The sequence below is a fragment of the Curtobacterium sp. MCLR17_055 genome (genome assembly GCF_003234305.1).
GTDB lineage: Bacteria > Actinomycetota > Actinomycetes > Actinomycetales > Microbacteriaceae > Curtobacterium > Curtobacterium flaccumfaciens.
On sequence record NZ_QKSX01000004.1, the window covers coordinates 133,468 to 153,318 of the forward strand.

The 19,851-nt window shown below is 73.1% G+C and carries 19 protein-coding genes; 10 read left to right on the forward strand and 9 right to left on the reverse strand.

Annotation, left to right across the window (positions count from 1 at the left end):
* Positions 1-36: 36 nt before the first annotated feature.
* The 5 genes from DEJ09_RS05245 to DEJ09_RS05265 form a co-directional block, all read right to left on the reverse strand.
* The gene (locus DEJ09_RS05245; RefSeq protein ID WP_111038591.1) at positions 37-1,359 is read right to left on the reverse strand and encodes a hypothetical protein; all 1,323 of its coding nucleotides are present in this window, start codon (positions 1,357-1,359) and stop codon (positions 37-39) included.
* Positions 1,356-2,513: a sensor histidine kinase gene (locus DEJ09_RS05250; RefSeq protein WP_111087828.1), complete on the reverse strand. Its 1,158-nt coding sequence runs from the start codon at positions 2,511-2,513 to the stop codon at positions 1,356-1,358. The genes DEJ09_RS05245 and DEJ09_RS05250 overlap by 4 nt, the downstream gene beginning before the upstream one ends.
* Before the next feature lie 133 nt (positions 2,514-2,646).
* On the reverse strand, positions 2,647-3,849 hold the full coding sequence (locus DEJ09_RS05255; protein ID WP_111087829.1) for a homoserine O-acetyltransferase: 1,203 nt from the start codon (positions 3,847-3,849) through the stop codon (positions 2,647-2,649).
* A 271-nt stretch (positions 3,850-4,120) separates the two neighbouring features.
* On the reverse strand, positions 4,121-5,452 hold the full coding sequence (locus tag DEJ09_RS05260) for a bifunctional o-acetylhomoserine/o-acetylserine sulfhydrylase (RefSeq protein ID WP_111029199.1): 1,332 nt from the start codon (positions 5,450-5,452) through the stop codon (positions 4,121-4,123).
* A 280-nt stretch (positions 5,453-5,732) separates the two neighbouring features.
* Positions 5,733-6,821: an acyltransferase family protein gene (locus DEJ09_RS05265; RefSeq protein ID WP_111038592.1), complete on the reverse strand. Its 1,089-nt coding sequence runs from the start codon at positions 6,819-6,821 to the stop codon at positions 5,733-5,735.
* Between the two features lie 122 nt (positions 6,822-6,943).
* Here DEJ09_RS05265 and DEJ09_RS05270 point away from each other — a divergent pair, with 122 nt between their 5' ends.
* The 5 genes from DEJ09_RS05270 (at position 6,944) to DEJ09_RS05290 (ending at position 10,347) form a co-directional block, all read left to right on the forward strand.
* Positions 6,944-7,717 (forward strand): SDR family oxidoreductase, encoded by a 774-nt coding sequence (locus tag DEJ09_RS05270; RefSeq protein WP_111087830.1) that lies wholly within the window; start codon positions 6,944-6,946, stop codon positions 7,715-7,717.
* Positions 7,718-7,799: 82 nt separating this feature from the next.
* Positions 7,800-8,327, forward strand: coding sequence for a phosphoribosyltransferase (locus tag DEJ09_RS05275; RefSeq protein ID WP_051596753.1), 528 nt, complete (start codon positions 7,800-7,802; stop codon positions 8,325-8,327).
* Positions 8,324-9,043: a Type 1 glutamine amidotransferase-like domain-containing protein gene (locus DEJ09_RS05280; protein WP_111087831.1), complete on the forward strand. Its 720-nt coding sequence runs from the start codon at positions 8,324-8,326 to the stop codon at positions 9,041-9,043. The genes DEJ09_RS05275 and DEJ09_RS05280 overlap by 4 nt, the downstream gene beginning before the upstream one ends.
* 5 nt (positions 9,044-9,048) lie before the next feature.
* Positions 9,049-9,732 (forward strand): uracil-DNA glycosylase, encoded by a 684-nt coding sequence (locus tag DEJ09_RS05285; protein WP_111087832.1) that lies wholly within the window; start codon positions 9,049-9,051, stop codon positions 9,730-9,732.
* Between the two features lie 9 nt (positions 9,733-9,741).
* Positions 9,742-10,347 carry a GNAT family N-acetyltransferase gene (locus tag DEJ09_RS05290; RefSeq protein ID WP_027465815.1) on the forward strand — a complete coding sequence of 202 codons (606 nt, stop codon included), beginning with the start codon at positions 9,742-9,744 and terminating at the stop codon, positions 10,345-10,347.
* Between the two features lie 124 nt (positions 10,348-10,471).
* On the opposite strand, the gene DEJ09_RS05295 is transcribed toward DEJ09_RS05290, so the two are convergent.
* The gene (locus tag DEJ09_RS05295; protein ID WP_181433269.1) at positions 10,472-11,170 is read right to left on the reverse strand and encodes a FadR/GntR family transcriptional regulator; all 699 of its coding nucleotides are present in this window, start codon (positions 11,168-11,170) and stop codon (positions 10,472-10,474) included.
* 207 nt (positions 11,171-11,377) lie between these two features.
* Here DEJ09_RS05295 and DEJ09_RS05300 point away from each other — a divergent pair, with 207 nt between their 5' ends.
* Genes DEJ09_RS05300 through DEJ09_RS05310 form a run of 3 tightly spaced genes read left to right on the forward strand, consistent with a single transcriptional unit; the run spans position 11,378 to position 14,844 of the window.
* Complete coding sequence (locus tag DEJ09_RS05300; protein ID WP_220034912.1) at positions 11,378-12,928, forward strand: GntP family permease; 1,551 nt, start codon at positions 11,378-11,380, stop codon at positions 12,926-12,928.
* The gene (locus tag DEJ09_RS05305; RefSeq protein ID WP_110864025.1) at positions 12,925-13,488 is read left to right on the forward strand and encodes a gluconokinase; all 564 of its coding nucleotides are present in this window, start codon (positions 12,925-12,927) and stop codon (positions 13,486-13,488) included. The genes DEJ09_RS05300 and DEJ09_RS05305 overlap by 4 nt, the downstream gene beginning before the upstream one ends.
* A 27-nt stretch (positions 13,489-13,515) precedes the next feature.
* Positions 13,516-14,844, forward strand: a complete 1,329-nt coding sequence (locus DEJ09_RS05310; RefSeq protein WP_111087834.1) for a cytochrome P450 — start codon at positions 13,516-13,518, stop codon at positions 14,842-14,844.
* 39 nt (positions 14,845-14,883) lie between these two features.
* On the opposite strand, the gene DEJ09_RS05315 is transcribed toward DEJ09_RS05310, so the two are convergent.
* Positions 14,884-15,801 (reverse strand): L,D-transpeptidase, encoded by a 918-nt coding sequence (locus DEJ09_RS05315; RefSeq protein WP_111087835.1) that lies wholly within the window; start codon positions 15,799-15,801, stop codon positions 14,884-14,886.
* A gap of 24 nt (positions 15,802-15,825) precedes the next feature.
* Positions 15,826-17,499, reverse strand: coding sequence for an ABC-F family ATP-binding cassette domain-containing protein (locus DEJ09_RS05320; RefSeq protein ID WP_071404584.1), 1,674 nt, complete (start codon positions 17,497-17,499; stop codon positions 15,826-15,828).
* 52 nt (positions 17,500-17,551) lie between these two features.
* On the opposite strand from DEJ09_RS05320, the gene DEJ09_RS05325 reads away from it, so the two are divergent.
* The gene (locus DEJ09_RS05325) at positions 17,552-17,968 is read left to right on the forward strand and encodes an HIT family protein (RefSeq protein WP_110895066.1); all 417 of its coding nucleotides are present in this window, start codon (positions 17,552-17,554) and stop codon (positions 17,966-17,968) included.
* Between the two features lie 36 nt (positions 17,969-18,004).
* On the opposite strand, the gene DEJ09_RS05330 is transcribed toward DEJ09_RS05325, so the two are convergent.
* Positions 18,005-18,304, reverse strand: a complete 300-nt coding sequence (locus tag DEJ09_RS05330) for a hypothetical protein (RefSeq protein WP_111087836.1) — start codon at positions 18,302-18,304, stop codon at positions 18,005-18,007.
* A 40-nt stretch (positions 18,305-18,344) separates the two neighbouring features.
* Here DEJ09_RS05330 and DEJ09_RS05335 point away from each other — a divergent pair, with 40 nt between their 5' ends.
* The gene (locus tag DEJ09_RS05335) at positions 18,345-19,790 is read left to right on the forward strand and encodes an amidase (protein ID WP_111087837.1); all 1,446 of its coding nucleotides are present in this window, start codon (positions 18,345-18,347) and stop codon (positions 19,788-19,790) included.
* Positions 19,791-19,851 lie beyond the last annotated feature (61 nt).

Below are 19,851 nucleotides of genomic sequence, written 5' to 3' on the forward strand. Positions count from 1 at the left end.
GGCCGGAAGTCGGTCAGGCGTGCGGGTGTCCGGCAGCTACATCGACGGATGTCGGTTCACGACGCAGTGCGCGACGATGTGCAGCGCGCCGTCGCGGACGGTCTCGGTGTACGGGCCGATGCGCTGCAGCGCGCTCCAGGCCGTCGGGCCGAGGCTGCGACGGGGCACCCCGCGGGACTCGATGACGACGGGGACGTCCATCGTGTCGTCGCTGACCGGGTGACCGTCGGAGCCGATCGGACCGAGGGTGACGGAGACGACGGGCATGCCGGGCTGCGCGGTGCGGCCGTCGCCGACCATCTGCCAGATCGCCTGCAGCAGCCCGTCGCGCTGGGTGGGGGAGAGGTGCCCCGCCAGGGCGGTCGGGTCGGCGACGCTCACCGAGCGACCGAGGTGGTCGGACTCGGTGATCGCGTGGTAGAGCCAGGTCTCGCGACGGCCCTCGATCAGGTGCAGGCGGAGCTCGGTGGCGAGCGACGCGGCGACGGAGCTCGAGGCGTCGGACAGCGGCAGCGGGTCGGTGCCGTTCGCGACGGCGTCGAGCAGCTTCTCGGCGGCCAGGTCGAGCCGGGCGAGCTCGTCCGAGGCGAGCATGCCGACGGCGAACTGCGGCGCCTGCACGTTGCTCTGCACGAGCACCCGGTCGAGTTCGCGCTGCACGAGCTGGCGGAACCGCTGCACGACGTACAGCGCGAGTGCCGGTGGCACGACGACGAGCGACAGCAGGGACACGATGCCGGGCATGGTGTCGTGCGTGATCGGCGTCGACGCGACGGCCATCACGATGAACGCGATGCCGAGCGCACCGATGGCGACGGCGACCTCGCGGGCGGGGCGGAGCGTGGCGATCGGCAGCAGGGCGAACCCGGCGGCCATCGACGCGGTCGCGGTGTGGGCGATGTCGTGCTCGGGCCAGATGCCGATGAAGTCGAGGGTGACCACGCAGGCCAGCACGACGCAGATCAACGCGAAGGCCGGACCCGTCAGCCGTTCGCCGTAGGTGAGGACGCTGAGTCCGACCCCGACGGCGGCGACGACGTAGAGCCCCCAGGCGACCGCGGGCAACCACGGGTCGGAGTACTCGTTCCAGCGCACCAGGAAGAACGCGATGCCGGCGACGGCCTCGATCGCGGTGAGGACCGCGGCGCCGAGGCCGAGGTAGCCGGCACCGAGCGAGGCGCCGGGCTTGGCGGCCTGCCGCAGGGACCGGGCACCGGTGGACGTCGACGGGAGCCCTCTGGCCTGCCGGCGCTCGCTCGTCCGGTACCGCTCGCGCGCCTCGCGGCGGGTGCGGGGTGCAGGCGGAGCGGTCTCGCCGGGCAGGCTGCGGCCGATCGTGTCCTCGGGGACCCGGGTCATCGCGGTGCCTCCAGGACGACGGTGGTGCCGGAGCCCGGCGCGGAGAAGAGCTTCGCGTCGCCGCCGACCTCGCGCAGGCGGTTCACGACGCTCTCCTTGAAGCCGAGTCGTTCGGCGCTGACGGTGGTGAGGTCGAAGCCGACGCCGGAGTCGGTGACCATCGCGCGGACGACCTCGTTGTCGTGGACGATCGTGACGTGGGCCTCGCCGACGCCGGCGTGTCGACGGACGTTCTCGAGGCACTCGCCGAGCGCGAGGAGGAACGCGTCGAGCACGTTCGACGGCAGCAGGACCTGCCCGGTGCCGTGCCAGCTGACCTCGAGCCCCATCCGACCGAAGCGCTGCTTGACGGACTCCAGGGTCTGCCCGAGGGGTGATTCCTCTTCGCGGGTGAGCGAGTAGTCACCGGACTGCGAGGGCTGCGGGGTCGCACCGAGGCGCAGGTGCCGCAGCAGTCGGGCGTCCTCGGCGGCCTGCTCGCGCATGGCCTGCTCGGAGACGCCGACGCCGGAGTGCGCCAGCAGCGTCAGGGTCGCGAGCACCGTGTCGTGCAGCAGGCGGGCACCCTGGCGGCGCTGCGCCTCGGTCTCGCTGGCCTGCCGTTCGGCGCGGTGGGCGGTGCCGATGCTGTAGATGCGGCGGGCGACGCGGGGGATGCTGCGCGAGATCCAGATCGCCACGACGGCCATCAGGACCCACCCGAGCAGTGCGCCGCTGACCGGGGTCGACAGGAGCGAGCCCGATCCCCAGACCATGAGCACCACCACGGCGCCGCCGCCGGCGATGGTGATGCCGAGACCGACCGGGTGCCCGCGCTGGGCCATCAGCGGTGCCGAGAGCCCGCCGGCGGCCAGGGGCATGACGGCGCTGGCGACGAGGGGCCGCGCCGAGTCGGGGACTCCGGTGAAGAGCAGCACCATCGTGGCGAGTCCGGCGACGACGATGGCGGCGGTCCACCACACTTCGCCGCCGCGAGCGAAGCACACGAGGGCGGTGATCATCGCGGCGATGCAGAGGAGTGCCCCGATGAGGGGCGGCGTGGGCACGGCGGCGGCGGAGAGGATGCCCACGACGCTGACGAGCGCGCAGACGATGCCCACGACACGGGTCGCCGACCGCAGCAAGCGGTCGCGTTCCTGTGCGATGAAGTCCATCGATGTCCTGGTTGGTGACGATCTGGGTGGTGCGGGAAACCGAGCGTCGGTCAGTGCCGGGCTCCACGCCATCATTCCACGCGCGCCACCCGTTGGGGGGTCTTCGGCGCGCCGCGGTGGCTGGCGGGACCGCTCAGGACTCGAGCAACCGCCGCAGGTGCGCCCCGACCTGCTCGTGCTCGATGAGGAACCCGTCGTGTCCGAACTCGCTCTCGATCACCGCTGCGGAGTCCCCGTCGAGCGCGTCCGGCACGCCCGCGGCGATCCGGTGCTGGTCCTCGACGGGGAACAGCCGGTCGCTCGAGATCCCCACGACCAGGGTCCGCGCGGTCACGAGCCCGAGTGCCGCCGACACCCCGCCGCGCCCGGCGCCGACGTCGTGCGAGTCCATCGCGTACGTCAGCGTGACGTAGCTCGAGGCGTCGAACCGCCGGGTGAACTTGTTGCCGTGGAAGTCGAGGTAGCTCTCCACCGAGAACCGGCCGTCGTCGCCGAGCGGGGAGACGTCGCTCTGCCAGGACCGCGCAAAGCGGCTGTTCAGCTCGTCCGACGCCCGGTAGGTCATCAGCGCCATCCGCCGGGCCAGCGAGAGTCCGCGGTGCGGGCCCTCGCCGACGTCGGCCTCGTAGTAGTCGCCGCCCGCGAACGCCGGGTCCATCTGGATCGCCGCCCGCTGCAGCGAGTTCGCCGCGATCTGGTCGGCGGTGGTCTGCGCCGTCGACGCGAGGACCGCCAGCCGCCGCACGCGCGCCGGGTGCGAGACCGCGAACTCGAGGGCGTGCATGCCGCCCATCGACCCGCCGACGACCGCCGCGAAGGTCTCGATGCCGAGCCGGTCGGCGAGCTGCGCCTGCACCTCGACCTGGTCGCGCACCGTCACGAACGGGAACCGTGCGCCCCACTCCGCGCCCGTCGGCGACACCGACGACGGCCCGGTGGTGCCCTGGCAGCCGCCGAGCATGTTCGGCGCGATCACGAACCACCGGTCGGTGTCGATCGCCCGGCCGGGTCCGACGACGTCGCCCCACCAGCCGGCGGTGCGGTGGCCCGGGCCGGCGGCACCGGTCACGTGCGAGTCCCCGGTCAGGGCGTGGAGGACGAGCACCGCGTTGTCGCGGGCGGCGTTGAGCGTGCCCCACGTCTCGTACGCCACGCGCACGGACGGCAGGCGGCCGCCGCGCACCCACTGCTCGCCGAGCGACTCGAAGTGGCGTGCACCCGGGTGGTCACCGGGACGCCAGGCACCGGTCACGGGCGGCTTGCCGAGGGTGCCGAGTTCGGTGCCGGGCACCAGGGTGGACGGCACGGAGTCCTCGGGGGTCGTCTGCCAGTCCATCGTGCGTCCAGTCTGCCGGGAGGCGCGGGTCGCCGCCGCCGTGTTACGTCACGCCCGGCGCGTGGCCGGCCTTCGGGCCGTGCTCGCCGTTCCGTGCGCGCGCATGTTCCGACATCGTGCGCGTTGTTCGACTCGTGGATCGTCGCACCATGCGCACGTACCGGATGCGTGTGCAACGAGCGACGTCCCACGTGTCGATCGACACGTGGGACGTCGCAACATGCACGCGCATCGGCAGCCAGCCAGGCAGGCAGGCCAGGCCGCGCGGGACCTACGCGCGCTGGCTCTCCTGCGCGATCGCCCGGGCCGCGGCGAGCCCGGCCTCGAGGTCGGCCTTCAGGTCGGCGATGTTCTCGATGCCGACCGACAGGCGCACCAGGCCGGGCGTGACCCCGGTGGTGAGCTGCTGCTCGGGGGTGAGCTGCGAGTGCGTGGTCGACGCCGGGTGGATGACGAGCGAGCGGACGTCGCCGATGTTCGCCAGGTGCGAGAAGAGCTGCAGGTTGTCGACGAATGCCTTGCCCGCGGTCACTCCGCCCTTGAGCTCGAACGAGAGCACGGCGCCGACGCCCTTCGGCGCGTACCGGTTCGCGGCCGCGTACCAGGGCGACGTCGGCAGCCCGGCGTAGGCCACGGTTGCGACGTCGGGGTGCTGGTCGAGCCACTCCGCGATCTCCTGCGCGTTCGACACGTGCCGCTCGATGCGGAGCGACAGGGTCTCGATGCCCTGCAGCAGCGCGAACGCCGTGTCCGCGGAGTTCGACGCACCGAGGTCGCGGAGCAGCTGCACCCGGGCCTTCACGATGTAGGCGAGCTCGTTGCCGACCGCCTCGGCGAAGACCGCACCGTGGTACGACGGGTCGGGCGTGTTGAACTCCGGGAACCGGTCGGCGTGCTCCGACCAGGCGAACTTCCCGCCGTCGACGATGATCCCGCCGATGACCGTGCCGTGGCCACCGAGGAACTTCGTGGCCGAGTGCACCACGATGTCGGCGCCGTGCTCGAACGGACGGATCAGGTACGGCGTCGCGATCGTGTTGTCGACGATCAGCGGGACGCCGGACTCGTGGGCGACGTCGCTGACGCCCGTGATGTCGAGGACGTTGATCTTCGGGTTGCCGATGGTCTCGGCGAAGAACAGCTTCGTGTTCGGGCGGACGGCGCGGCGCCACTCCTCGAGGTCGTCCTGGTCCTCGACGAACGTCGTCTCGATGCCGAGCTTCGCCAGCGTGTACTTGAACAGGTTGTACGTGCCGCCGTAGATCGACGACGACGACACGATGTGGTCACCCGCCCCCGCGATGTTCAGGACCGCGTAGGTCTCGGCAGCCTGGCCGGACGCGACGAGCAGGGCCCCGGACCCGCCCTCGAGCGCGGCGATCCGCTGCTCGACGACGTCGTTCGTCGGGTTCATGATCCGGGAGTAGATGTTGCCCGGCTTGGCGAGCGCGAACAGGTCGCGCGCTTCGTCCGAGTTCGCGAAGACGTACGAGGTCGTCTTGTAGATCGGCGTCGCCCGAGCCCCGGTGGTCGGGTCCGGCTGTGCGCCGGCGTGGACCTGGGTGGTCTCGAACTGCCACTGCGCGGCGTCGTGCTCGGTCATCTTGGTGCTCCTGTCCGGTGCGGCTGGTCGTCGGGTCGCCCTGCGCTCGGCCTGGAGGCGCGGCGCGGCTGTGCGTCGGGTGTCACGGTACGCAGGTGGCCGGGCCCGCACCACCGCGCCCGCCTCGGGACGTAACGCACCCGCCGGTCCCGCCCCGCGCCTCCCGGTCAGGATGGTGCCCGGGGCTGACGGCGGCGACCACGGGGGATCGGTCGCGGCCTGCCGCGACGTCGCGCGCTGCCGACTGAGCGCAGCGAAGACGACTGCTTGCGCGGAAATGTCACGCGTCGCGACGGAACAGCCAGTCGACCTTCGGCTCGAGCAGCCACCGCATCCCGCGCCGCACGAAGGGCTGCGCCAGGAAGAGGCTGACGGCACACGCGATGACGACCATGAGGAGCACGAACGGCCAGGCCGAGTGCTCGCCGGCCAGGACGCCGGACTCCCGGATCGGGTAGAGCACGAACGTGTGGAGCAGGTAGACGTACATCGTCGCCGCGCCGAACCGGGTGATCCAGATGTTCCGACGGGGGATGAGCACCAGGAACGACGCCGTCAGCAGGGTCGCGAGCAGCATCAGGCCGAAGCGCACCGCACCCGCCCACCAGGCGTCCTCGCCGAGCCCCGAGTAGGAGTCGTCGTAGAAGAACCAGTGGTGCAGGTCGAACTCCTTGAACTGCGGGATCCAGACCGCGCACGACACCGCCCACGCCGCGAACACCACGACGGCGGCGATCCGCACCCGGACGACCGTGCGGCGGGACGCCTCGTACCAGCGGTCGAAGACGCCCCACTGCTTGACCTGCCACCCGAGCAGGAAGAACGGCAGCAGGCTGATCGCGCGGGACAGCGAGAGGGTGGAGTCGACGTTGTCGAAGTAGCCGACGCCGATGCTGAACACGACCGCCCAGAACAGCGGCCACCGCAGCTGCGCCAGGTACGGCAGGATCAGCTTGAAGATGCCCAGGGCCAGCAGGAACCACAGGGTCCACGTCGGCTTCGTCGGGTTGAAGTCCTTGCCGCCCTCGACGATGCCCTGCACCACGGTCCAGATCGTCTGCATGATGATGTACGGCACGACGATGTCCGTGATCGTCCGGCGCATCCGCCTCGCCGTCGGGGTGTCGGCCGACGAGAAGTAGCCGCTGATCACACCGAACGCCGGCATGTGGAACGCGTAGATGAACGTGTAGAGCGCCAGGGCGTGCTCGCTCGCCGGCGTCTGCCGCTGGATCGCGTGGCCGATGACCACGAGCGTGACCGCGACGAACCGCGCGGTGTCCCACATCGGGATCCGGCGCGGGGCTCGACCGGGCTCGAGCTGCGTCGCCGGGGCCGAGGGGGCGGGAGGGGCGGCATCCGTCGTCATCGCCGGTCACGTTACCGGATCGTGACCTGGACGGCCCGGTGCGGTGCCGGAAGCGTCCCGCTCGGTACGGTGGGCGGACCGGGCCACCACGTGCCCGGCCACAGACGCAGGAGGCAGATCACATGGCAGCACGGCGCGCAGTCGTCACCGGAGCGAGCTCGGGCATCGGGGCGGCGACCGTCCGGCTGTTCCGGTCGCGGGGCTGGGACGTGCTCGCCGTGGCCCGCCGCGCCGCGAAGCTCGAGGCGCTCGCCGCGGAGACCGGGGCCGACACCCTGGTCGCCGACATCACGGACGCCGACGACGTGGCGGTGCTCGCCGCGCGGGTCGCGGACCTCGGCGGTGCCGACGTGCTCGTGAACAACGCGGGTGGGGCGTTCGGTTCGGCGAGCGTCGAGGAGTCCGACGTCGACGACTGGCGCGCCATGTTCGAGGTCAACGTGATCGGCACGAAGCGGGTCGTCTCCGCGCTGCTGCCGCACCTGCGCGACCGCGCTCGGGAGTCCGGGAGCGCCGACATCGTCACGGTGACCAGCACCGCCGGGTTCGTCGCGTACGAGAACGGTGGTGGCTACAACGCCGCGAAGTTCGCCGAGCACGCCCTGGTCGGCGCGCTCCGGCTCGAACTGAACGGCGAGCCGATCCGGGTCGTCGAGATCGCGCCGGGCATGGTGAAGACCGACGAGTTCGCGCTCACCCGGTTCCGCGGGGACGAGCAGAAGGCCGCTGCGGTGTACGACGACGTGCCGGAGCCGCTCGTGGCCGACGACGTCGCCGAGGCGATCGTGCACGCGGTGGAGCTGCCGGCACACGTGAACCTCGACCTCGTGACGATCCGGCCGGTGGCGCAGTCGGCGCAGCACAAGCTGGCGCGCGGCCCGCTGACGCCCCGCTGAGCCGACCCGCGCCGGACCCGCGCAGCGCCCGGGCTGCTGCCGCGGGTCGCGGGCGCGGGCTCCCTGCCGGTACCGTGGTCGGATGCCGATCAGCAGCGAACCCGAGCCCGCGGCTCCGTCCACCGTGACCGTGACGAGCGGGCCCGAGGTACTCGGCTGGCTCGAGTTCGGTGACGCCGCACGCCTGCTCGCCAAGGACGTCCTGTCCAGCGGCTTCGAGCCCGAGGTCGTCGTCGCCGTCGCCCGCGGCGGACTGATCATCGCCGGCGCCGTGGCGTACGCCCTCGGCACCAAGGAGTGCGGCTCGATCAACGTCGAGTTCTACACCGACGTCGAGCAGCGGCTGGAGGAGCCGGTCGTGCTCGCCCCCGCCCTCGACGCCCCGAGCCTGGCCGGCAAGCGGGTCCTCGTCGTCGACGACGTGTCGGACTCCGGCCGCACCCTGCGCCTGGTGGTCGACATCATCCGGAACGCGGGTGCCGACGTCCGGAGCGCCTGCCTGTACTCGAAGCCCGGCACGGTCCTCGAGCCCGACCACGTGTGGCGCCGGGTCGACGGCTGGATCACGTTCCCGTGGAGCGCCCTCGCCCCCGTGACGGCCGAGTCGTGAGCATCCACCTGGTCGGGGGCGGTCTCTTCGCCGCCTCGGACGCCGCAGCACCGTTCCTCGCCGAGGCGACCGCCCGTTCGGCAGCGGTCGGCCGGAGCATCCCGCGCATCGCCCTGCTCTCCGTGGCGGGCCCGGACGGCGGCAGCCCGTCGTCGACGGCCGACATCGCCGAGGTCCTCGGCGGCCCGCGCACGGCCGAGGTGCTCGTCACCGAGGTCGCGGCCGGTCAGGTCTTCGACACCACCGTCCTGAGCGACGTCGACGCCCTGGTGGTCGGCGGCGGCGTCACCCCCGACTACCTGGCGGCGATCGCCCCGCTCGTCGACCAGCTCCGGCTGCTCGTCTCCGACGGGCTGCCCTACCTCGGCTACTCGGCCGGTGCGATGATCGCCGCCGACCGCGCCCTGGTGGGCGGCTGGCGCATCGGCGGCGTCGAGATCTGCCCCGAGGCGGCGTCCGAGGGGCTGGACGAGGTCGAGCTCCGCGAGGGCCTCGGCCTGGTCGACCTGACCATCGACGTGCACGCGGTGCAGGCCGGCACGCTCGCGCGGCTCATCGCCAGCGCCGAGGCCGAGTTCGTCACCGCCGGACTCGCGATCGACGAGGACACCACGCTCGTCGTCGGCGAGGGCGCGCTCGAGGTCCGCGGGACCGGCAGCGTCTGGCGCGTGATGGCCGGCGAGGAGTCGGTGGCCGTCGCCACCATGGGCGCGTAGCCGACGTGGAACCACGGCCGCTCGCCGACCTGGTCGACCCCGGCTGGGCCGATGCCCTCGCGCCGGTCGAGCCCGACGTGCGCCGGATCGGCGCGTGGCTCCGCGACGAGACCGCAGCCGGTCGCCACTACCTGCCCGCCGGCGGCGACGTGCTCCGCGCGTTCACGAGCCCGTTCGACGCCGTCAAGGTGCTGGTCGTCGGGCAGGACCCGTACCCGACGCCGGGCCACCCGATCGGGCTGTCCTTCGCCGTCGACCCGGCCGTCCGTCCGGTGCCGCGGAGCCTGGCGAACATCTACCGCGAGCTCGCCGACGACCTCGGGGTGACGCCCCCGCCGCACGGCGACCTGCGTGCGTGGTCCGACCAGGGCGTCCTGCTGCTCAACCGGGTGCTCACCGTGCAGGCGGGCGAGGCCGGCAGCCACCGCGGCAAGGGCTGGGAAGCGGTGACCGACCAGGCCGTCCGCGCCCTGGTCGCCCGTGGCACCCCGCTCGTCGCCGTGCTCTGGGGCGCCCAGGCCGGTTCGGTGCGACCGCTCCTCGGCGACACCCCGGTCGTCGCGTCGGCCCACCCGAGCCCGCTCAGCGCGTCGCGCGGGTTCTTCGGCAGCCGCCCGTTCTCGCAGGTGAACGCGCTGCTCGAGTCGCAGGGCGCACCGCCCGTCGACTGGACGCTGCCCGCTCAGTAGGCTCGGCACGTGCTCGAGGAGGAATACCAGCGACGGCGGGTCCTGCCGCGACACCTGCGTGCCCCGGCGGCGACCGAGACGGCCTTCGAGTACCGCATCCGTGCGGCCGAGGTGGGGGACCTGCCCCACGTGCGCGAGATCCACACGCACTACGTCCGCAACTCGTCGGTGACCTTCGACCCGGCGGCGTTCACGTACGCCGCGTGGAAGAAGCGCTACGACGACATCCGGAAGCGCCGCCTGCCGTTCCTGGTGGCGGAGAACCCCGCCGGGCAGATCCTCGGGTACGCCCTGGTCGACGCGTGGAACCCGCGGGACCGCTCGAACCACGTCGTCGAGGACTCGATCTACCTCGGCGCCGCGTCCGGTGGCAAGGGGCTCGGCCGCGCGCTGATGGAGGCGCTGCTCGACGAGTGCCGGTCGGCCGGCGTGCGCGAGGTCGTCGCCGTCATCGCGGACCGCCAGGCCGAGGCGTCGATCCGGCTGCACGAGCGGCTCGGCTTCGAGGAAGTGGGCCGGATGGGCAAGGTCGGCTACAAGTACGACCGCTGGCTCGGCACCGTCACGATGCGGCTCCGCCTGCGCGGCCCGCGGCTGTTCGCGCGACGACGCTGACGGAGCCGACGCGGTCGACGCGCCGGACCTGACGGACGTCCGTCACGCTCGAGACGCGGCCGCGGGGCGGACGGGAGGCCCGTGGCGGCCCCGGCACGCGCCTCCAGGCCGTCGCCCGGTCGCGTCAGCCTGCCGGCGCCTCGGTGATGAACTCGTCGCGCGTCACGCGGAGCAGCGCGGTGGCCGCCGCCGCGGCGGCGTCCGCGTGACCGTCGACCGCTGCGCGCCCGACCGCCTGGTGCCGGAGTGCCGCCTCGCGCGTCCAGCGCGTGATGGGGTCCCGCGACTCCGACGTGCGGGTGCGCAGGAGCGCCTCGACCGTGCCGGCGAAGTGCGCGAACACGGCGTTTCCCGACCCGGTGAGCAGTGCACGGTGGAAGCGGACGTCGGCCTCCAGGTAGGCGCGGCTGTCCTCGCGTCCACAGGCGTCGAGCATGTCCTCGGCGGCGGCGAGCACGGCGTCCGCGCCCGCGGAGCCGGCGGTCAGGGACGCCGCGACCGGTTCGACGCCGAGCCGGAGCTCGACGAGCTCGCGCTGCTGCACGAAGTACGCCGGTGAGGTACCGCGCCACCGGATCACGGTGGGGGCGAGCAGCTCCCACGCGGTGATGTCGCGGACGAGCGTGCCGACCCGCTGGCGGGGCTCGACCAGGCCGAGGGACTGCAGGACGCGCAGGGCCTCGCGGACGACGGAGCGGGACACCCCGAACTCGTCGGCGACCAGCTCGGGTCGCACGACGGAACCCGTGGCCAGGTCGCCGTCGACGATCCGCTGGCCCAGGGTGTCGAGCACGTGGGCGTGCAGTCCGCGTGCGGTGGGCATCGTTTCCTCCGTGCAGTACGGGTCACGCGGTCGTCGTGACGCCGGTCCCATCGAAGCGGCAGACTCCGGGGACGGGCGGTTGGCGCGCGGGACGACGTCGTATAGTCTGATTAATCAGATTATTGAGGGTCGGCGTTCGTCGCGCCAGTCCACCCTCGACACGAAGGCGACGGAGCCGCGCAGCAGCGACTCCAGGAAGGGGCGCTGATGCCTCACGCTCTCCCGGACCACCTGCTCGCCGCAGGTGGCACCACCGAGACGGTCGACCCGTCCGGTTCGATCCCGCAGCTGATCATCGCGGCACTCGCCGGCATCGTGGTGATCATCGCGCTCATCACCTGGCTGAAGGTGCACCCGTTCATCGCGCTCACGATCGGCGCGCTCGGCGTCGGCATCGGCGCAGGGCTCGCTCCCGACAAGGCGGTCACCAGCTTCGGTGACGGCTTCGGCGCGACCATGACGAGCGTCGGCATCCTGGTCGGGCTCGGGGCGATGTTCGGCAAGATGCTCGTCGACTCGGGCGCAGCGGACCGCGTGGTGGACACCCTGGTGCGGAAGTCGTCGAAGGCAGCGCTGCCGTGGACGATGGCCCTGATCGGTGCGCTCATCGGGCTGCCGATGTTCTTCGAGGTCGGGCTCGTCCTGCTCATCCCGATCATCGTGCTGGTCGCCAAGCGGAGCGAGGTGCCGATCATGAAGATCGCCGTCCCCGCCCTGGTCGGCCTGTCGACGATGCACGCGTTCGTCCCGCCGCACCCCGGCCCGCTCGTCGCCATCTCCACCGTCGGCGCGAACCTCGGCACCACGCTCGCCTTCGGCATCGTGCTGGCGATCCCGGTGATCATCCTGGCCGGGCCGCTCTTCGCCCGCTTCGCGGCCCGCTGGGTCGACATCCCCGTCCCCGACATGTTCGGGTCGCGCGGGGCGGTCGCCACCGCCGGGCCGGGGTCGGGATCCGGGTCCGCCGCCTTCGCCGACGACCCGGCACACCCCGGACGGGAGGCCCGGCGCGGCCCCGCCACGCAGGACACCGCGTCCCTGCCCAACGGCAAGAGCGACTTCACGCGCGTCATCAGCGAGCCGCGCAGCCCGTCGTTCACCGTCGCCCTGATCGGCATCCTGCTGCCGGTCGTGCTCATGCTCGCCCAGGCGATCCGAGAGGCCACCGCCCCCGACGCCGCCGGCTCGTGGGTGAGCCTGCTCGACTTCCTCGGTTCGCCGATGATCGCCATCGGCATCGCGGCCGTCTACGCGATGGTCTTCTTCGCGATCGGCGGTGGGATGGACCGATCGGCGGTGTCGAAGTCGCTCGAGAGCGCGCTGCCCCCGATCGCCGGGGTGCTGCTCATCGTCGGTGCCGGCGGTGGCTTCAAGCAGGTGCTCATCGACACCGGCATCGGCGGCGTGATCGCCGACGCCGTCAAGGACTCCGGCGTCTCGGTGCTGCTCGTCGCCTGGGTCGTCTCGGCACTGGTCCGCGTGGCGACCGGGTCGGCCACGGTCGCCACGGTGACCGCCGCCGGCATCATGGCGCCGATCGCCGCCGACCTGTCGACGCCGATGACCTCCCTGCTCGTGCTCGCGATCGGTGCCGGCTCGGTGTTCCTGTCGCACGTGAACGATGCCGGGTTCTGGCTGGTGAAGGGGTACCTCGGCACCACGGTGGGGCAGACGTTCAAGACGTGGACGGTGCTCGAGTGCCTCATCTCGGTGTTCGGTCTGCTCGGGGTCCTGCTGGCCGGGGTGTTCATCCGATGAGCGGCGCAGGAGGAGTTGCTGCTGCCGGTGCGGCCGACGCCGGGCTGGACGCCCGCGTCCTGGTGGTGATGGGGGTCTCCGGGTCCGGCAAGTCGACCGTCGCCGCCATGGTGGCGGAGCAGGTCGGGTGGGAGTTCGCCGAGGGCGACGCGATGCACCCGCCGGCGAACGTCGACAAGATGCACGCCGGCACCCCGCTCACCGACGAGGACCGCTGGCCGTGGCTCGACGTCGTCGCCGGCTGGATCCGCGGACACCTGGACGCCGGCACGAACGGCGTCGTGACCTGCTCGGCCCTGAAGCGCTCGTACCGCGACGTGCTGCGGGCCCCCGGGGTGGTGTTCGTGCACGTGGCCGGTGACGGTGCCCTCATCGAGGAGCGGATGTCGCAGCGTTCCGGGCACTTCATGCCGACGTCGCTGCTGCAGTCGCAGCTCGCCACGCTCGAGCCGCCGCAGTCCGACGAGGCCCACCTGACGATCGCCGCCGACCGCACCCCGGAAGAGGAGAGCGCCGAGGTCGTGGCGCGGCTCGGACTGGTCCGGATCCCGAGAGCCTGATCGGGCGGCGCTCGGCAGCATGGCCACATGGCGATCGACGACTCCCTCTCGCTCCTGACCCGCGGCTACGGGTTCGGTGCCCACCTGTGGCGCCGGACCCGTCCGGGGGCGCGGGCGGTGGGCTTCCGACTGCTCGGACGTCCGGCGCTGCTCGTGCGTGGTGCCGAGGGCGTCGGGCTGTTCTACGACGGCGACCGCACGGCACGCCACGGCGCGATGCCGGCGATCGTGCAGCGGACGCTCTTCGGCGTCGGCTCGGTGCACAGTCTCGACGGGGCGGAGCACCACCACCGCAAGGCCACCTTCGTCGACGTCGCGTACGAGGACGAGCAGGTCCGGCGCCTCGCACCCCTGCTGACCCACGAGTGGGCGACCGAACGCGACGCCTGGCTCGCCGGTGGCACCCGGTCGGCGTACGACGCGGCCGTCGGTGCGATCGGCCGCGCCGTCATGCGGTGGGCAGGGCTGCCCGGGACGCCGGCGGCGAAGACCCGGTGGGCGGCACGGCTCGCCCAGGTCGTCGACGGCTTCGGGGTGCCGTACTCACCGGAGTACCTGCAGGCCGTCCTGAACCGGCACTGGTCGGACCGGCACGCCCGGCGGCTGGTCGAGGCGGTGCGCGGTGGCCAGTTGACCCCCGAGCCGCACACCGCCCTGCACGAGTGGGCGTGGCACCGGGACCCCTCCGGGGCGCTGCTGCCGGCGCGGCTGGCCGGCATCGAACTGCAGAACAGCATCCGGCCGGCCATCGCGGTGGCCCGGTTCGTGGCGTTCGCGGCGAAGGAGTTGCACGACCGGCCGGAGTGGCGGGAACGGATCGCCGCCGAGAGCGCGGCGGCGGCCGAGGTCGCTGACGGGCCGCTCGCCGACGGGCCGCGCGTCGATGGTCCGCTCGCCGTCGAGCCACGCGTCGACGGCCCGCTCGCCGTCGCCTTCGCGCAGGAGATCCGCCGGACCGCGCCGTTCGTGCCGATGCTGCCCGCCTGGGCCACCACGGACGTCGAGCTGGACGGCGAACACCTGCCCGCCGGCGGGCGCGTGGTGCTCGACATCACCGGGACCGACACCGACGAGCGCTCGTGGGAGCGTGCCGGCGAGTTCGACCCGTCGCGGTTCCTCGGCGTGGACGATTTCGAGTCCATCACGACGTTCGTCCCGCACGGCGGTGCCGACGTCGCCACGGGGCACCGGTGCCCCGGCGAGAAGGTCGCGATCGCCGCACTCGCGGCCGCGGTCTCGGTGCTGAGCGACCCGCGGCTGACGATCCTCGACGACGGGCTCCAGGTCGACCGCCGCCGACTGCCGACGAAGCCGGCCTCGGGCGGCGAGGTCCGGGGCCGCTGCCCGTTCCACTGACCCGGTCGGTTCCCGCCCCGGTGTCCGCCGGCCCGTCGCTCAGCTGAACCGGATCGGGGTGCCGACGGGCAGCGCCGCCAGGGTGCGGGTCATCTCCGCCGAGATCCGGACGCAGCCGTGCGAGCTGCCGGTCGGGTCCGGGTAGTAGTGCAACGCGGTCAGCGCCGCGTTGCCGCCGTACGACGGGATCCGGGACGAGTGCGCCCCGGTCAGGATGATCGGGTTGCCCTGCGTGTACGCGACGCGGGTGTCGACGTACGCCGCCTCGACGTAGGTGGCGGTGTCGGTCGGTGTCGGGTCCTCCGGCGTCCCGAGCCGGGCGGCCTCGGTTGCCGTGACCTTGCCCGACCGGGTGACGACGGACACGGTGCTGGCGGCGACGTCGACCGTGATCATCCGGTCGGTGCGCGTCACGGTGAAGTCGGCGGCCCGGGCCCAGGCGAACGTCGCGCTCGGGGCGTCCGGGTCGCCGCCGTCACCGGGGGTGCGGTTGCGGGACGGCGTCGACACCAGGAGCATCCCGCCGTCCCGGCCGGGGGAGCGACCCCACACCGCGGTCGCCGCGGGTCGATTGATCGTCGACACCAGGTGGGACAGGGTCGCCACCGGCCGGGCGCGGCTCGACGGGCTCGCGTACAGGGCGACGAGCTGCGTGCGCGGGGTCGCGATCTGCCACGTGTCCTCGGGCTCCACGTCCCCGCCGTCGAGCAACTGCGGCACGACGGCGTCGTGGAACGCCAACGGCAGCGCGGCCAGGGTCGCGTCGGACGGTGCAGCGGGGACGGCCGCGAGCGTCGGCTTCGGTTTCGGCGTGGCGCTCGGGGTCGGTGTCGTCGTGGCCCGGGCCGCGCGGGTCGGCTCCGGTGCTGGCGACCCGACGGTCACCCCCACCACGACGGCAGCGACGGCGAGCACCACCACCCCGGCAGTCGTCGCGATCCAGGTGTTGCGTCGCATGGTGCTTCCCCCTCGGTCGATCCGTCAGCGTTCGGTGACGGTGCCGCCCTCGACCCGCCACTGCCGGTCGAGTCGGACGGTCTCCAGCATGCGCCGGTCGTGTGTGACGAGCAGCAGGGTCCCGTCGTAGGACTCCAGTGCCTGCTCGAGCTGCTCGATCGCGGTGAGGTCCAGGTGGTTGGTCGGTTCGTCGAGGACGAGCACGTTCACCCCGCGGGCCTGCAGCAGCGCGAGTCCGGCCCGGGTGCGCTCGCCGGGGGAGAGCGCCGAGGCCGGTCGGCCGACGTGGTCCGCCTTCAGCCCGAACTTCGCGAGCAGCGTCCGGACGTCGGCGGTCGTGTACTCGGGGACGATCGCCTCGAACGCCGCTGCCAGGGGCTGGTCACCGGTGAACGCCGCACGCGCCTGGTCGACCTCGCCGACCGCGACGCTGGACCCGAGCGAGGCCGTGCCCGTCGTCGGCGCCTGCTTGCCGAGCAGCGCCCGCAGCAGGGTGGACTTGCCGGCGCCGTTGGGGCCGGTGATGCCGATCCGGTCACCGCCGTCGACCTGCAGCGAGACCGGTCCGAGGGTGAAGTCGCCCTGGGTGAACGTGGCGTTCGACAGCGTCGCGACGACGGCCGAGGACCGGGGTGCGCTGCCGATCGTGAACTCGAGCTGCCACTCCTTGCGCGGCTCCTCGACCTCGTCGAGCCGGGCGATGCGGGACTCCATCTGCCGGACCTTCTGCGCCTGCTTCTCGCTCGACTCCGAGGCGGCACGACGGCGGATCTTGTCGTTGTCCGGGCTCTTCTTCATGGCGTTCCGCACACCCTGGCTCGACCACTCGCGCTGCGTCCGTGCCCGCGAGACCAGGTCGGCCTTCGTCGACGCGAACTCGTCGTACGCGTCACGCTTGTGCTGCCGGGCGATCTCGCGCTCCTCGAGGAACGAGTCGTACCCGCCGCCGAACAGCCGGTTCGACGACTGCGCCAGGTCGAGTTCGAGCACCGAGGTCACCGAGCGCGCCAGGAACTCACGGTCGTGGCTGACGAGCACCACCCCGCCGCGCAGCCCGCGCACGAACGCCTCGAGCCGGTCGAGGCCGTCCAGGTCGAGGTCGTTGGTCGGCTCGTCGAGCAGGACGATGTCGAACCGCGAGAGCAGCAGCGCGGCGAGCCCGACGCGGGCGACCTGCCCACCGGACAGCGCGGTCATCAGGGAGTCCGGGCCGACGCCGTCCGCACCGGAGTCGCCGGTGCCGGGTTCGAGGCCGAGGTCGGCGAGCACCGCCGGGATCCGGTCCTCCAGGTCGGCGGCCCCCGCGGCGAGCCAGCGGTCGAGCGCCGCCGAGTACCGGTCGGCCGCTGCGTCGCCGGCGTCGGGGTCCCCGAGCGCCGCCGCCGCTGCGTCCATCGTCGCCGTCGCCTCGGTGCAGCCGGTCCGCCGCCCGAGGTACGCCGCGACGGTCTCGCCCGCGATGCGCTCGTGCTCCTGGGGGAGCCACCCCACGAACGCGTCCGTCGGTGCCAGGGACACCGTGCCGGCCAGCGGCTCGTCGACCCCGGCCAGCAGTCGGAGCAGGGTGGACTTGCCCGCACCGTTCACACCGACGACGCCGATCACGTCACCGGGCGCCACCGTCAGGTCGAGGGAGTCGAACAGCGTGCGAGCGGCGTACCCGCCGGACAGGCCCTTGGCGACGAGCGTGGCGGTCATGCGCCCATCGTCCCACGCGGAGCGGGCACCCCACGTGCAGCAGACTGGGCCGATGGACTCCTGCGTCTTCTGTGCCGTGATCGCCGGTGACGAACCCGCGACGTGGGTCGAACGCGAGGAGCACGCCGTCGCCTTCGCACCCCTGCCCGACTCGGCGCTGGCTCCGGGCCACACCCTGGTCGTGCCGGTCGAGCACACCGCCGACCTGCTCAGTGCAGGACCCACGGCGCTCGCCGCCACCACGGCCCTGGCGCAGCGCGTCGCCCGTGCGATGAAGGGGGCGCTCGGCGCGACCGGGACCGTCGTGCTGCAGGCATCGGGTGCAGACGCCGGCCAGAGCGTGCCGCACCTGCACCTCCACGTCGTGCCGTGCTGGCCGGACGACGCCACGACGCACTGGCCGGAGCGACGATCGGCGCACGTGGTCGACGGGGACCCGCACGCGCTCCTCGCCGAGATGTTCGAGTAGCCGCCCGGGCAGACCGTGCCCGGCCCGGCGCGACCCTCAGCCCCGGGGCGCCAGCCGACCCGCACCCACCGGCAGCAGCCCGCCCCGGTACTCGAGCGCCGTCGCGCCGCCGACCGACACCGAGGCCGCCCCGAACCGCCACGCGCGGTTGAACAGGTACACGCCGATCACCGTGTCGCCGTCGTCCGGCACCGCCCACGTGCCGGTGCCCCACTGGGCCGGGTGCCCCACCCCGTCGACGGTGACGGTCGGCCGGGCGAACCAGGCGAACAGGGGTCGGACGAGCCGGAGTTCGATCCGGCGCTTCGTCGTGCCGGAGGGGAGAGTGGTGTCCACCGTCGAAGGATACGGGCCACCGCCGCTTAGGCTCGTTGCCGTGTTCGAACTCCACCACCTCTCCGCACAGGAACTCTGGGACTGGATCCGCCGGGGCGAGGCGACCGCCCTCGAGGTCACCGAGCACTACCTGGCCCGCGTGGAACGCCTGGACGCCGGACTCGGCGCCTTCGTGACGGTCACCGCGGACGCGGCCCGGGCCCGAGCCGATCGCCTCGGCCACCTGGTGCCGACGTCGCGACCGTTGTGGGGCCTCCCGTCCGCCGACAAGGACCTGTACGACCGCGCCGGCGTCCCCACGCGGAACGGCACCGCGAGCCTGCCGGAGCGGCCCGCGTCGGCAGACCACCCGCTCGTCGCCGCGCTCGACGCGGCCGGCACCGTCAGCCTCGGCAAGACCGCGTCACCGGAGTTCGGCATGTCCTCGTCGTCCGAGACCCGGCTCGGCGTGACGCGGAACCCCTACGACACCGCGCGCGCGCCGGGCGGGTCGTCGAGCGGTGCGGCCGTCGCCGTCGCCGCCGGACTCGTGCCCGCCGCGGTCGGGTCGGACGGCGGCGGATCGGTGCGGATCCCCGCCGCGGCGACCGGGCTCGTCGGCCTGAAGCCGAGCCGCGGCCGCGTGCCGTCGATGCCCGGCCGCTCCGGCGTCGGCGGCCTGTCCGTCGCCGGGCCGCTCGCCCGGTCCGTCGCCGACGCGGGCATGCTGCTCGACGCGCTGGTCGCGCCGACCGGGCTGCCGGAGCCGTCGCCCTACGCGCTCGTCACCCCCGACGTCGGCGAGGGGCCGTTCACCGCGGCCGCCGTCCGCGGCGAGGGCCGGTTCGTCGTCGGGGTGCTCGACGGTTCGCCGTGGGACGACACCGTTGACGTGGTCGTCGACCCCGCTGCACGGGCTGCCGTGGAGACCGCCGTGCGGGTGCTCGGCGAGGTCGGGCACGGCGTCGAGGACGTCCGGATGCCCCGTGTGCCGTACGCCGAGGCGTTCCGGGTGGCGTGGGAGAGCTCGGCCGCCCGACTGCCGCAGGTGCCCGGGATCGACCTGTCGGCGCTGACCCCGCTCGTGGCGTGGCTCGTGGCGCGCGGGCAGGCGCTGTCCGGCACGCAGGTCCTCGAGGCGATGTCGACGCTCGACACCTTCTCGACGACGCTCATCGGCGCGTTCGACCGGTTCGATGCGGTGCTCACGCCGACCCTCGCGATGACGCCGCGGCCTCTCGGCTGGTACGGCGACGACCCCGACGAGGACTTCCGCCGCCAGTGCGCCTACTCGCCGTGGACGTCGATGGCGAACGTGTCCGGGCTCCCCGCGATCACCCTGCCGGTCGGCGTGACCGACGACGACCACCCCGACGGTGGCGGGCTGCCGATGGGCGTGCAGCTGATCGGGCGCCCCGGCGGCGAGCGCGTCCTGCTCGCGATCGGCGCGCAGCTCGAGCGCCGGTTGCGCTGGCAGCGGCGGCACCCGGCTGCCTGGACCGCCTGACGGGAGGCCCGGGGCCGCTCGGGTGCGCGGGTGCGGGGGCGGGCGCTCGGGTGCGCGGCGC

Bases quoted from the DNA above. Each gene is read 5' to 3' on its own strand.
- DEJ09_RS05245 (WP_111038591.1), bottom strand. From the start codon at position 1,359: ATGACCCGGGTCCCCGAGGACACGATCGGCCGCAGCCTGCCCGGCGAG.
- DEJ09_RS05250 (WP_111087828.1), bottom strand. From the start codon at position 2,513: ATGGACTTCATCGCACAGGAACGCGACCGCTTGCTGCGGTCGGCGACC.
- DEJ09_RS05255 (WP_111087829.1), bottom strand. From the start codon at position 3,849: ATGGACTGGCAGACGACCCCCGAGGACTCCGTGCCGTCCACCCTGGTG.
- DEJ09_RS05260 (WP_111029199.1), bottom strand. From the start codon at position 5,452: ATGACCGAGCACGACGCCGCGCAGTGGCAGTTCGAGACCACCCAGGTC.
- DEJ09_RS05265 (WP_111038592.1), bottom strand. From the start codon at position 6,821: ATGACGACGGATGCCGCCCCTCCCGCCCCCTCGGCCCCGGCGACGCAG.
- DEJ09_RS05270 (WP_111087830.1), top strand. From the start codon at position 6,944: ATGGCAGCACGGCGCGCAGTCGTCACCGGAGCGAGCTCGGGCATCGGG.
- DEJ09_RS05275 (WP_051596753.1), top strand. From the start codon at position 7,800: ATGCCGATCAGCAGCGAACCCGAGCCCGCGGCTCCGTCCACCGTGACC.
- DEJ09_RS05295 (WP_181433269.1), bottom strand. From the start codon at position 11,170: ATGCCCACCGCACGCGGACTGCACGCCCACGTGCTCGACACCCTGGGC.
- DEJ09_RS05300 (WP_220034912.1), top strand. From the start codon at position 11,378: ATGCCTCACGCTCTCCCGGACCACCTGCTCGCCGCAGGTGGCACCACC.
- DEJ09_RS05305 (WP_110864025.1), top strand. From the start codon at position 12,925: ATGAGCGGCGCAGGAGGAGTTGCTGCTGCCGGTGCGGCCGACGCCGGG.
- DEJ09_RS05310 (WP_111087834.1), top strand. From the start codon at position 13,516: ATGGCGATCGACGACTCCCTCTCGCTCCTGACCCGCGGCTACGGGTTC.
- DEJ09_RS05315 (WP_111087835.1), bottom strand. From the start codon at position 15,801: ATGCGACGCAACACCTGGATCGCGACGACTGCCGGGGTGGTGGTGCTC.
- DEJ09_RS05320 (WP_071404584.1), bottom strand. From the start codon at position 17,499: ATGACCGCCACGCTCGTCGCCAAGGGCCTGTCCGGCGGGTACGCCGCT.
- DEJ09_RS05325 (WP_110895066.1), top strand. From the start codon at position 17,552: ATGGACTCCTGCGTCTTCTGTGCCGTGATCGCCGGTGACGAACCCGCG.